9 protein-coding genes are annotated in these 11,981 nt (G+C 60.1%); 8 read left to right on the top strand and 1 reads right to left on the bottom strand.

The genetic code is table 11. The annotated features are described in order from the left end of the window. Positions 1–137: 137 nt before the first annotated feature. Both ACK4FZ_RS08780 and fabG read left to right on the top strand, forming a co-directional pair. Entirely contained in the window at positions 138–1,769 is a 1,632-nt protein-coding gene (locus ACK4FZ_RS08780; RefSeq protein WP_409819925.1) for an ABC-F family ATPase, read from the top strand. Between the two features lie 321 nt (positions 1,770–2,090). Beyond that, positions 2,091–2,831 carry a 3-oxoacyl-ACP reductase FabG gene (gene fabG, locus ACK4FZ_RS08775; protein ID WP_409819923.1) on the top strand — a complete coding sequence of 247 codons (741 nt, stop codon included), beginning with the start codon at positions 2,091–2,093 and terminating at the stop codon, positions 2,829–2,831. A gap of 469 nt (positions 2,832–3,300) precedes the next feature. Here fabG and cysB read toward each other — a convergent pair whose 3' ends face one another. After that, positions 3,301–4,239, bottom strand: coding sequence for an HTH-type transcriptional regulator CysB (gene cysB, locus ACK4FZ_RS08770; RefSeq protein ID WP_144372526.1), 939 nt, complete (start codon positions 4,237–4,239; stop codon positions 3,301–3,303). A gap of 111 nt (positions 4,240–4,350) precedes the next feature. On the opposite strand from cysB, the gene ACK4FZ_RS08765 reads away from it, so the two are divergent. The 6 genes from ACK4FZ_RS08765 (at position 4,351) to ileS (ending at position 11,976) form a co-directional block, all read left to right on the top strand. Beyond that, a complete protein-coding gene (locus tag ACK4FZ_RS08765; RefSeq protein ID WP_144372527.1) occupies positions 4,351–5,055 on the top strand; it encodes a phosphoadenylyl-sulfate reductase in 705 nt (234 codons plus the stop codon). A gap of 52 nt (positions 5,056–5,107) precedes the next feature. Further along, positions 5,108–6,763, top strand: coding sequence for a nitrite/sulfite reductase (locus ACK4FZ_RS08760; protein ID WP_409819920.1), 1,656 nt, complete (start codon positions 5,108–5,110; stop codon positions 6,761–6,763). After that, complete coding sequence (locus tag ACK4FZ_RS08755) at positions 6,747–7,247, top strand: DUF934 domain-containing protein (protein ID WP_409819918.1); 501 nt, start codon at positions 6,747–6,749, stop codon at positions 7,245–7,247. The genes ACK4FZ_RS08760 and ACK4FZ_RS08755 overlap by 17 nt, the downstream gene beginning before the upstream one ends. A 233-nt stretch (positions 7,248–7,480) precedes the next feature. Further along, the gene (locus ACK4FZ_RS08750) at positions 7,481–8,143 is read left to right on the top strand and encodes an OmpA family protein (protein WP_409819916.1); all 663 of its coding nucleotides are present in this window, start codon (positions 7,481–7,483) and stop codon (positions 8,141–8,143) included. A gap of 120 nt (positions 8,144–8,263) precedes the next feature. After that, complete coding sequence (locus ACK4FZ_RS08745) at positions 8,264–9,199, top strand: bifunctional riboflavin kinase/FAD synthetase (protein ID WP_409819914.1); 936 nt, start codon at positions 8,264–8,266, stop codon at positions 9,197–9,199. After that, a complete protein-coding gene (gene ileS, locus ACK4FZ_RS08740; RefSeq protein WP_409819912.1) occupies positions 9,196–11,976 on the top strand; it encodes an isoleucine--tRNA ligase in 2,781 nt (926 codons plus the stop codon). Before ACK4FZ_RS08745 ends, ileS begins: the two co-directional genes overlap by 4 nt. The last annotated feature ends 5 nt before the right edge of the window (positions 11,977–11,981 follow it).

The raw sequence follows: 11,981 nt of genomic DNA, 5'->3' as shown, positions 1-11,981 counted from the left end.
TGACTGATTGTAGCGGAATTCCGCTATTGCGGCGCAAGCAATGCACGTTGGCCGCAACACGCTGATTGCAAGGGATTTTGTGCTAAAATGCACGGTTTTCCGGTTCACATTCAGAGACTGGCAGAGGAATTATCCGCGTGATTACGACAAGCAACATTACCATGCAGTTCGGCGCCAAGCCGCTTTTCGAGAAAGTTTCGGTCAAATTCGGCGAAGGTAACCGCTATGGCCTGATCGGTGCCAACGGCTCCGGCAAATCCACTTTCATGAAGATCCTGGGCGGCGACCTGGAGCAAAGCAGCGGTGAAGTCGCCATCGAAAGCGGCCTGCGTCTGGGTAAACTGCGCCAGGACCAGTTTGCTTACGAAGACCAGCGCGTTATCGACGTGGTACTGCAAGGTCATATCGAAATGTGGGCAGCGATGAGCGAGCGTGATGCCATCTACGCCAACCCGGAAGCGACCGAAGACGACTACATGCATGCCGCCGAACTGGAGGCCAAGTTTGCCGAGTACGACGGCTACACCGCCGAAGCCCGCGCTGGCGAGCTGCTGATGGGTGTCGGCATTCCGGTCGAGCAGCATTTCGGCCCGATGAGCGAAGTGGCGCCTGGCTGGAAACTGCGCGTGCTGTTGGCCCAGGCACTGTTCTCCAACCCGGACATTCTGCTGCTGGACGAACCGACCAACAACCTGGACATCAACACCATCCGTTGGCTGGAGCACGTGCTGAACGAGCGCAACTCCACCATGATCATCATTTCGCACGACCGACACTTCCTGAACTCGGTGTGCACCCACATGGCCGACCTGGACTACAACACCATCCGCATCTACCCGGGTAACTACGACGATTACATGATCGCGTCCACCCAGGCCCGCGAGCGCCAGCTGGCGTCCAACAGCAAGGCCAAGGAACGTATCCAGGAACTGCAGGAGTTCGTGGCCCGCTTCTCGGCCAACAAATCCAAGGCACGTCAGGCCACCAGCCGTCTGAAGCAAGTGGACAAGCTGAAGGCCGACATGGTGGAAGTGAAGCCGTCCAGCCGTCAGAGCCCGTTCATCCGTTTCGAGATGGACGACAAGTTCAAGCTGCATCGTCAGGCGGTGGAGGTGGAAGGCCTGTGCAAGGCTTACGACAAGAAAGTGCTGCTGAAAGACCTGAGCTTCATCCTGGAAGCCGGCGCACGCCTGGCCATCATCGGCCCGAACGGTGCCGGTAAATCCACACTGGTGAAACTGCTGGCTGGTGCTTTCGAAACGTCGCTGGCCGAGGGCATCACCGCGGATGCCGGCATGATCAAGTGGGCAGAAAAAGCCCAGATCGGCTACTTCGCGCAGGACCACGAAGCCGAGTTCGATTCCGACCGTACGCTGACCGAATGGATGCGCGAGTGGGGCCAGGAAGGCGACGACGAACAAGTGATTCGCGGTACGCTGGGCCGCCTGCTGTTTGGCAGCAATGATGTGGACAAGGCCGTGCGCGTACTGTCCGGTGGCGAGAAGGGCCGCATGCTGTACGGCAAGCTGCTGCTGCAGAAGCCGAACGTGATGATCATGGATGAACCGACCAACCACATGGACATGGAATCCATCGAAGCCCTGAACATGGCGCTGGAAAAGTACAAGGGCACCTTGATCTTTGTTTCGCACGACCGTCAGTTTGTGAGCTCGCTGGCCACCCATATCCTGGAACTGGATGGCAATGGCGGCTACGACTACTACACCGGCAATTACGAAGACTACCTGGCCAGCAAAGGTCTGGAGTAATCAGATTGCATCATCTGCACGGCATGTGCAGGGGCAGCAAAAAGGCAGCGGCAGCTGCCTTTTTTTGCGCTGCGATAAAGGCGCCACAGCGCTCCCCCTCGTTTGTGGAAGGCATAGAGCGTTTGCTTTACCGCCTATGGCGCCATGCGCTATATTGCAGCGCAAGATGGTTGTGCACTGCAAAAGTCCTGTAGTGACGCGCCACACACAAGCAAGAGAAGACAGACAATAAAAACAGGGACTCGACCCACGATGGTCGGTGGTGGAGATGAAGTCCGGTCGACAATCGGGTCGCCTGCAACTGAATGCAAAGGAAGAATTATGCGCTTGAAAGGGAAAGTCTCCATCATTACCGGCGGTGCCAGCGGCATCGGTAAGGCCACTGCCGAGAAGTTTGTTAAAGAAGGCGCCATCGTTGCCGTGTGCGACATTAATCTGGACGCCGTCAACGCCGTGGTGGAAGAGCTGAAAGCTGCCGGCGGCGAAGCAGTAGGCTACAAGGTTGACGTGACCGACAAGGCCCAGATCGCCGACATGGTTGGCGCGCTGAAAACCCAGTTCGGTCGCATTGACGTGCTGGTCAACAACGCCGGTATCGTGATGGATGCCCAGCTGATCAAGATGACCGAAGACCAGTTCGACAAGGTGATCGACATCAATCTGAAGGGCGTTTACAACTGCACCAAAGCGGTCGTGGATACCATGATCGAGCAAGGCGCCGGCGTCATCCTGAACGCATCGTCGGTAGTGGGCGTGTACGGCAACTTCGGCCAGACTAACTACGCGGCGTCCAAGTTCGGCGTGATCGGCTTCGTGAAAACCTGGGCCAAAGAACTGGGCAAGAAGGGCATTCGTGCCAACGCGGTTTGCCCGGGCTTCGTGGCTACCCCGATCCTGAAATCCATGCCGGAAAAAGTGATCCAGGCCATGGAAGACAAGGTGCCGATGAAGCGCATGGCGCAGCCGGAAGAGATCGCCAACGTGTACGCCTGGCTGGCCTCCGACGAAGCCAGCTACATCAACGGCGCTGCCATCGAAGTGACGGGTGGTCTGACGCTGTAAGGTTGGCCGCAAGGCTAGCTGCAAAAAAACCCGCCTAGTGGCGTAATGCCAGTCAGTTAATGCTGACTGGCATTTTTTGACTAGAGGTTTGCTGCGCTCAGGAGTGCTTTTGCGTCCGCTATGCGGACGATGATTAGATGCCGGTTCCGCCCGGCAAACGGGAAAGGGGGCGGATTGCCGCCCCCTTTTCATTCCCCCGCAACCCGGGGCTGCTCGAAACTCCGTTCAAAATGGCACGCCCCAGGCGCCGCCGAACTCGCCCCTCTCTAACGGCTCGGGGCTCAAACAAATCGGCGTCTTAAAACCTGGGGCACACCATTTTGACCGGCTCGCGCCAACGGGATGGGGCGCTTCACTCACGCCCTACCAATTGATGGCCAAGTACATTCGCCTAACTGACTGGCATTAGCCTAGTGGCGGGTTTTTTTCATGGGCGCTTGCTGGTAAGGCGCGCCCGACACGGCGTGCTTTATTCTTCGTCGTCGCCGTGATGCAGTGCGCTGTCTACTTCCTTGCGGTGTAGGTGCGGCGCAAACAGTTCGATGAAGGTGTAAGCGTAGCCGCGCAGGTAAGCGTCCTTGCGGATGCCGATCTTGGTGGTGGACGGCTCGAACAGGTGGCTGGCGTCCAGCGCTTGCAAGCCGATATCACGCTCCGGCTCAAACGCCATGCTGGCGATGATGCCGACGCCCAGGCCCAGCTTGACGTAGGTCTTGATGACGTCGGTATCGATGGCGGTCAGCACCACGTTCGGCGCTTTTCCCGCGTCGGTGAAGGCCTGGTTGATGCGCGAGCGCCCGGCAAAGGCAAAGTCGTAAGTAATGATCGGGTAGCTGGCGATGTCTTCGAGTGTCAGCGGGCGGCCCAGCGCCAGCAGCGGGTGGCCGGCAGGCGCCACGATGCTGCGGTTCCACTCGTAGCAGGGCAGCATGGCCAGTTCCTTGTACAGCGCAATGCCTTCGGTGGCGATGGCCAGGTCGGCTTCGCCCGATACCACCATGTCGCAGATCTGGGTCGGGCTACCCTGTTTGATCGACAGACGTACTTTGGGGTAGCGGCGCACGAATTCGGCGATCACGGATGGCAGCGCGTAGCGGGCCTGGGTGTGCGTGGTGGCGATGGTCAGCGCGCCTTCGGCTTCCTTGGAAAACTCGTCGCCGACGCGCTTCAGGTTTTGTGCTTCGCGCAGGATGCGTTCCGAGATGCGCAGCACCTCTTTGCCCGGCTCGGACACGGCAACCACGCGTTTGCCGTTGCGGATGAATACCTGGATGCCCAGCTCGTCCTCCAGCAGACGGATCTGCTTGGAAATGCCGGGTTGGGAGGTGTGCAGTTTTTCGGCGGCTTCCGACACGTTCAGCCCCTGCTTGGCCACTTCCACCAGATAGCGTAATTGCTGCAATTTCATCGCGCGTCCCTTTAAAACCGAAAGTAATTAAATACTAACACAATATTCTTTTCCGATTTAAAGCCTTTGGCTACCATGGCACACTCTGTCCGTATGCCCAGGAGGCACCCGATGAGCCTTGCCGACAAGCTTGCCCAGACCGAAGCCCTGCTGCAGGAAATTGCCCGCACGCACGGCAGCGTGGCCCTGGCTAACAGCTTTGGCGCCGAAGATATGGTGCTGACCCACCTGATCGCCAAACTGTCCCTGCCCATCCGTATCTTCAGCCTCGATACCGGCCGTCTGCCGGTGGAAACCTACGAGCTGATGCAGAAGGTGGGCGAAGCCTACCCGGCCTACCCGATCCGCGTTTACTACCCGGACGCCAGCGCGCTGGAAGCTTACGTCAACGCCAACGGTATCAACGCCTTCTACAACAGTGTCGAGCTGCGCAAGTCCTGTTGTCACATCCGCAAGATCGAGCCGCTCAAGCGTGCACTGTCCGGTCTGGATGCCTGGATTACCGGCTTGCGCCGTCAGCAGTCGCCGACACGGCAAGACCTGGGCGACCGCGAGCACGACGCAGACAACGGCCTGATGAAATACAACCCGCTGATCGAGTGGACCGAAAAAGACATCTGGGCTTTCATTCGCGAGCACAATGTGCCGTACAACGCCCTGCACGACAAGCACGTGCCGTCCATCGGCTGTGCTCCCTGTACCCGCCCCATCGCCATCGGTGAAGACGTTCGCGCCGGCCGCTGGTGGTGGGAAAACCCCGAATCCAAAGAGTGTGGTTTGCACGTAAAAGCCAGCCCGCTCAAGCGCCCGGCCTGACAGGCATACGTTGGCCGCGGTATGCGGCCAACCCCCACCGAGAGAGCTTTGCATGTACAAGTACGATGAAGTCGATTTCCGCCTGGTGCGCGAGCGGGTAGAGCAGTTCCGCAGCCAGACCCAGCGTTATCTGGCCGGCGAGTTGTCGGAAGAAGAATTCCGCCCGCTACGCTTGATGAACGGCCTGTATATCCAGCGTCACGCGCCCATGCTGCGCGTCGCCATTCCCTACGGCCACCTGTCCAGCCGCCAGATGCGCAAGCTGGCCCACATTGCCCGCACGTACGACCGTGGCTACGGCCACTTCACCACGCGCCAGAACATCCAGTTCAACTGGCCGGAACTGGGCCGCGTGCCGGACATCCTGGCCGAGCTGGCCGACGTGGAAATGCACGCCATCCAGACCTCCGGCAACTGCGTGCGCAATACCACCACCGACGCCTTTGCCGGTGTCGCTGCCGACGAGCTGATTGATGGCCGCGCCTACTGCGAGATCATCCGCCAGTGGAGCACGCTGCACCCTGAGTTCGCCTACCTGCCGCGCAAGTTCAAGATCGCCGTGTCCGGTAGTGCCGACGACCGTGCCGCCACCCAGGTGCACGACATCGGCCTGCACGTGGTACGCAACGACGCCGGTGAAGTCGGCTTCCGCGTGTTGGTGGGGGGCGGCCTCGGCCGTACCCCGATTGTCGGCAAAGTGGTGCGCGAGTTCCTGCCGCCGCAGCATCTGCTCACCTACCTGGACGCCGTGCTGCGCGTGTACAACCGCTACGGCCGTCGTGACAACAAGTACAAGGCCCGCATCAAGATCCTGGTACAGGCGATGACCGTGGAAGGCTTTGCTGCCAAGGTGGAAGACGAGTGGCTGCATCTGAAAGACGGCCCGTCCACGCTGACAGACGCCGATGTGGCTTACTACGCCAGCTTCTTTACTGACCCTGCGTATGAAACACTGGCGGCCAACCCTGCCGAGTTTACCGACAAACTGGCCGAACCCGCCTTTGCCCGCTGGGTAGAGCGCAATACCCGCGCCCACAAACGTGCTGGTTACCGCTCGGTGGTGCTGTCGCTGAAGAAAACCGGCGTGCCGCCGGGCGATATCACCGCTGACCAGATGGACGTGGTGGCCGACATGGCCGACCGCTTCGGTTTTGGCGAGATCCGTTCTGCGCACGAGCAGAACCTGATTCTGCCGGACGTCAAGGAAAGCGACCTGTACACCGTGTGGCAACTGGCGCGCGAGCACGGCTTTGCCACGCCGAACATCGGCCTGCTGACCGACATCATCTGCTGTCCCGGCGGTGACTTCTGTGACCTGGCCAACGCGCGCTCCATCCCGGTGGCCGAGGCCATCCAGCGCAAATTTGACGACCTTGATTACCTGTTCGATCTGGGCGACATCGACTGCAACTTCTCCGGCTGCATGAATGCCTGTGGTCACCATCACATTGGCAACATCGGCATTCTGGGCGTCGATAAGAACGGCCAGGAGTGGTACCAGATCACCTTGGGCGGCAGCCAGGGCAACTACACTGCCATCGGCAAGGTGATCGGCCCGTCGTTCGCGCAGGCGGATGTACCCGCTGCGTTTGAAAAGATCATGACCCTGTACGTCGAGCAGCGCCAGGAAGGCGAGCGCTTCATCGAAACCGTACGCCGTATCGGCATCGAGCCGTTCAAGGAGCGCGTGTATGCAAAATCTCATTAAAAATCGCGCCGTCGTCAGCGACGATAACTGGCGCTTGGTACGCGATGCAGAGGAAGCTTTTTCTGCTCAGGAAGATGTCATTTTGCCGCTGGCTGTCTATCTTGAAAGCAACCCGTCGGCGCGCAGCGGCCGCACTGCGGTGTGGCTGGCACCGGATCATGACCCCGCCGTGCTGGGCGACAAGCTTTCCGTGCTGGCGCTGATCGCCATAGACTTCCCGGGCTTTGCCGATGGCCGCGGTTACAGCATTGCCCGCCTGTTGCGCGAGCGCTTGGGCTTTCAGGGCGAGCTGCGGGCCGTTGGCGATGTGCTGCGCGATCAGCTGTCGTACATGGCACAAGTCGGTTTTGACGCCTTTGCCGTACGTGCCGATCGTGATGCGGCGCAGGCCTTGCAAGGGCTGAATGATTTCAGCGAACAGTACCAGGGTACGGTGCTACAACCGGTTCCCTTATTGAAACGGCGGGTTGCGCCTGTTGTTTGATTGCAACTGAGTCTAGTTTGTTTCGATAAATTTTGGCTCAAAGGTGTTGTGTTTTTGTGTGAACTTTGACCGCTTGGCGTTGACATACGGCAAGCTGCTTACCTATAGTCACGAAACATGATTCACCAGTTGTTGCTAATTTTCGACATACGTTCTGTAGTGCTGCGTTAAGCGGGCTGTCACGGTCTGTTTAAATCATGGCTGAACGCGTTTCAACAAAGAGGAAGTTTAGAATGAAAAAATCGATCAAGCTGAGCGCTCTGCTGGCTACCCTGATGCTGACCAGCACCGCTTTTGCCGCCAACCAGGGTTATGCCCAGGCTCAAGGCTCCCCGGTAGTAAAGAATGCTTACGGTGAGTGCTGGCGTTTGCCGACCACCTACGACAAGGCTCGTGACGGCCTGGTCGAGTGTGGTGATCGTGAACCGGCCAAGCCGGTAGTAGCTGCTCCGGCGCCGCAACCGGCTCCGGTAGTGGTTGCACCGAAAGTACAAACCGTTATCAAGACCGTTAGCCTGTCCGCTGAAGGCCTGTTCGGTTTCAACAGCGCCCAAATCGTTGCTGGCAACCAGCAACTGGAAGCCCTGGTATCCAGCCTGAAATCCGACAAGATGCTGAAGTCGGTTGCTGTTGAAGGTCATACCGACTACCTGGGTTCCGAGAAGTACAACCAGGCCCTGTCTGAAAAACGTGCTAATGCCGTTAAAGACTACTTCGTTGCTGCCGGCATCCCGGCCGACAAAGTGACTGCTGTTGGCAAAGGCGAATCCGAAGCCAAACTGACCGCAGAATGCACTGCCAAGAAGTTCAAGAAGCGTGCTGACCTGATCGCTTGCCTGGCTGGCGACCGTCGCTTCGACGTGAACGTGGAAACCGCCAAGGAAGTTCAGCAGTAATTTGCTGCATCTTCTGCAAAAGCCCCGGTTTTGCCGGGGCTTTTTTGTTTTTCCTGATGGCTGGCAATGTTGGGGTAGGGTGGTTAAAATCTGGTGTTTTGATCGATCATTGAGCCGCCCATGCGTGCGTTTTTGGGGAACCCCCGCCGCTTTGCCTTGCCGCCGTGTGCGCTAACCATCGGTAATTTTGACGGAGTCCATCTCGGGCACCAGCGCATGCTGGCCCGCCTGCGTGAAGAAGCGGCTGCGCGCGGCCTGCCCACTGCCCTGTTGACCTTCGAGCCGCACCCGCGAGAGTTCTTTGCCCGCGGTACCCCGCCAGCCCGGTTGTCTGTGCTGCGCGACAAATTGTTGTTCCTGGCCGAGCGCGAGCAGGTGGACTACGTGTTCATCTACCGCTTTAATCACGCGTTTTCGCGTATGGCAGCCGGCCAGTTTATCGATCAGGTTCTGTTGCAGGAGCTGCAGACCCGCTACCTGCTGATTGGCGATGATTTCCAGTTCGGCGCAGACCGCAAAGGCGATTTTGCCTTGCTGCAGCAGCATGCCGGCTTTGTCACCGAGGCTATGCCGTCGGTGCTGGTGGCTGGTGAGCGTGCCTCCAGCACCTTGGTGCGAGACCGACTTGCCGCTGGCGACCTGGACAGCGCCGCCCGTTTGTTGGGCAGGCCCTACCAGATCAGTGGCAAGGTGATGCACGGGCAGAAGCTGGGCCGTACCATCGGCTTTCCCACCGCTAATGTGCATCTACCGCATCGCCGGCCGGCACTGGAAGGCATCTTCGTGGTCGAAGTGGACACCCCGCACGGGCGCCTGGGTGGCGTCGCCAGTCTTGGCCGCAACCCGACCGTGACCGATACCCAGAATTACAAGCTGGAAGTGCACCTGTTCGATTTTCATGGCGACCTTTACGGCCAGCGGATCTCGGTGCACTTCCTGAAAAAGCTGCGCGATGAAGCGCGCTATGATGATCTGAACGAGCTGGTAGCGCAGATTGAACGCGACGCTGCCAGCGCCAGAACCTATTTGACCAGTTTGCAACGAGATCAGGCATGAGCATCGACTACCGTAAAACCGTCAACCTGCTGGACACCCCGTTTCCCATGCGCGGTGACCTGGCCAAACGCGAACCCGCTTGGCTGAAGCGCTGGGCCGAGCAGCAGCGTTACCAGAAGCTGCGCAAGTTGGCCGCCGGCCGCCCCAAATTCATCCTGCACGACGGCCCGCCGTACGCCAACGGTGATATCCATATCGGTCACGCGGTGAACAAGGTGCTGAAGGACATCATCGTCCGCTCCAAGACGCTGTCCGGTTTCGATGCCCCGTACGTACCGGGCTGGGACTGCCACGGTCTGCCCATCGAACTGATGGTGGAAAAGCTGCATGGCAAGGACATTCCCGCCGCCAAATTCCGCGAGCTGTGCCGCGAGTACGCGCACGAGCAGATCGCCCGCCAGAAGAAAGACTTCATCCGTCTGGGCGTGCTGGGCGACTGGGACAACCCGTACCTGACGATGGACTTCAAGACCGAAGCCGACATCGTGCGCACCCTGGGCAAAATCTTCGAGAATGGCTACCTGATCAAGGGCGAAAAGCCGGTGCACTGGTGCATCGAGTGTGGCTCCGCGCTGGCCGAAGCCGAAGTGGAATACGAAGACAAGACCTCGCCGGCCATCGACGTGGGCTTCCGCGTGGTGGATGCCGACAAGTTGGCCGCCGCCTTTGGTGTGGCCAACGTTGACGGCGCCATGGCGGTGATCTGGACCACCACGCCGTGGACGCTGCCGGCCAACCAGGCGATTTCGGTTAGCGCCAAGCTGGCCTACCAGCTGGTGGACAGCGCCAAGGGCAAGCTGATTCTGGCCAAAGACCTGGTGGAAGCCACCATGAAGCGCTACGGCGTGGACAGCTGGACCGTGCTGGGCGAAACCAGCGGCCAGCAACTGGAGCTGATCCGCTTTGCGCACCCGTTCTACGCCCGCGAAGTACCGGTGATCTGCGGCGATCACGTTACCACCGACGCCGGTACCGGCTTGGTGCATACCGCCCCGGCCCACGGTCTGGAAGACTTCCAGGTCGGCCAGGCCTACGGTATTCCGGTAGACAACCCGGTAGCCGATAACGGCCGCTACAAGACCGGCACCGAGCTGTTTGCCGGCCTCACCATCTGGGAAGCCAACCCCAAAGTCATCGAGACGCTGACCGAGCGTGGCGCGCTGGTGCACGTGGACAAGCTGCTGCACAGCTACCCGCACTGCTGGCGTCACAAAACCCCGATCATCTTCCGAGCCACGCCGCAGTGGTTCATCGGCATGGATAAAGCCGGCAACGACGGCCAGGTACTGCGCCAACGTGCCAAGCAGGCGGTAGACAGCACCGAGTTCTTCCCGGCCTGGGGCCGCGCCCGTCTGGAAGCCATGATCGGCAACCGCCCGGACTGGTGCGTGTCGCGCCAGCGTAACTGGGGCGTGCCGATGACCTTCTTCATCCACAAGGAAAGCGGCGAGCTGCACCCGCGTTCGGCCGAGCTGCTGGAACAAGTGGCGCTGCGCATCGAGAAGCAGGGCATCGAAGCCTGGTTCAGCCTGGACGCCGCCGAGCTGCTGGGCGACGACGCGGCCAACTACCGCAAGCTCACCGACACGCTGGACGTGTGGTTCGACTCCGGCTCCACCCACTTTGCCGTGCTCAAGCAGCGCGCCGAGCTGGCGTGGCCGGCCGACCTGTACCTGGAAGGCTCCGACCAGCACCGCGGCTGGTTCCAGTCCTCGCTGCTTACTGGTTGCGCCACCATCGGCCGTGCGCCGTACCAGCAACTGCTGACTCACGGCTTCGTGGTAGACGGCAAGGGCCTGAAGATGTCCAAGTCCAAGGGCAACGTGGTGGCACCGCAGAAGGTGAACGACAGCCTGGGCGCTGACATCCTGCGCCTGTGGGTGGCGTCTACCGACTACTCCGGCGAGCTGGCGATCTCCGACGAGATCCTCAAGCGCGTGACCGAAAGCTACCGCCGCCTGCGCAACACGCTGCGCTTCCTGCTGGCCAACCTGTCGGATTTCGATCCGATGGAACACGCCGTGCCGTACGAGCGCCTGAGCGAGATCGATCGCTACGCGCTGATGATGGCCAAGGAAATGCAGGAGAAAATCACCGGCGAACTGTACCCGCGCTACGCCTTCCATCACGCGGTGCAGGAAATCGTCACCTACTGCTCGGAAGACCTGGGGGCGTTCTACCTCGACATCCTGAAGGATCGCCTGTACACCACCAAAGCCGACAGCGCCGCCCGTCGCAGCGCGCAGACCGCGCTGTACCACATCACCCGCAGCCTGCTGCTGTTGCTGTCGCCGATTCTGTGCTTCACCGCAGACGAGGCGTGGGAAGTGCTGCTGGGCAGCGAAGAAGAAACGCCGCTGTTCCATGTATGGCACGAGTTCCCGAACCCCACTGCCGCTGCCGAAGCCGCGCTGGTGGCCAAATGGCAGGCCATCCGCGAGTTCCGCGCCCAGGTGAACAAGGAAATCGAAGCGCTGCGTAGCGCCGATCAGCTGGGCTCTTCGCTGCAGGCCGAGCTGGACGTGACCGCCGCCGATGAGCTGTTCCAGCATCTGGCCAGCTTGGGCGACGACCTGAAGTTCGTGCTGATGGTATCGCGTGTTGGCGTTAGCGAAGGCGACGCCACTGCCATCACCGTAACGCCGTCCGCGCACGAGAAGTGTGACCGCTGCTGGCACTACCGAGCCGACGTCGGCAGCTACGCCGGCCACGGCCACGTCTGCGGCCGCTGCGTCGATAACATCGACGGTGCCGGCGAGGCGCGTCTGCATGCTTGAGCAAG

Source organism: Vogesella sp., assembly GCF_046297735.1.
In the GTDB taxonomy this organism is placed as follows: Bacteria; Pseudomonadota; Gammaproteobacteria; order Burkholderiales; family Chromobacteriaceae; genus Vogesella; species Vogesella urethralis.
This window is presented reverse-complemented; position numbering and strand designations above follow the sequence as displayed.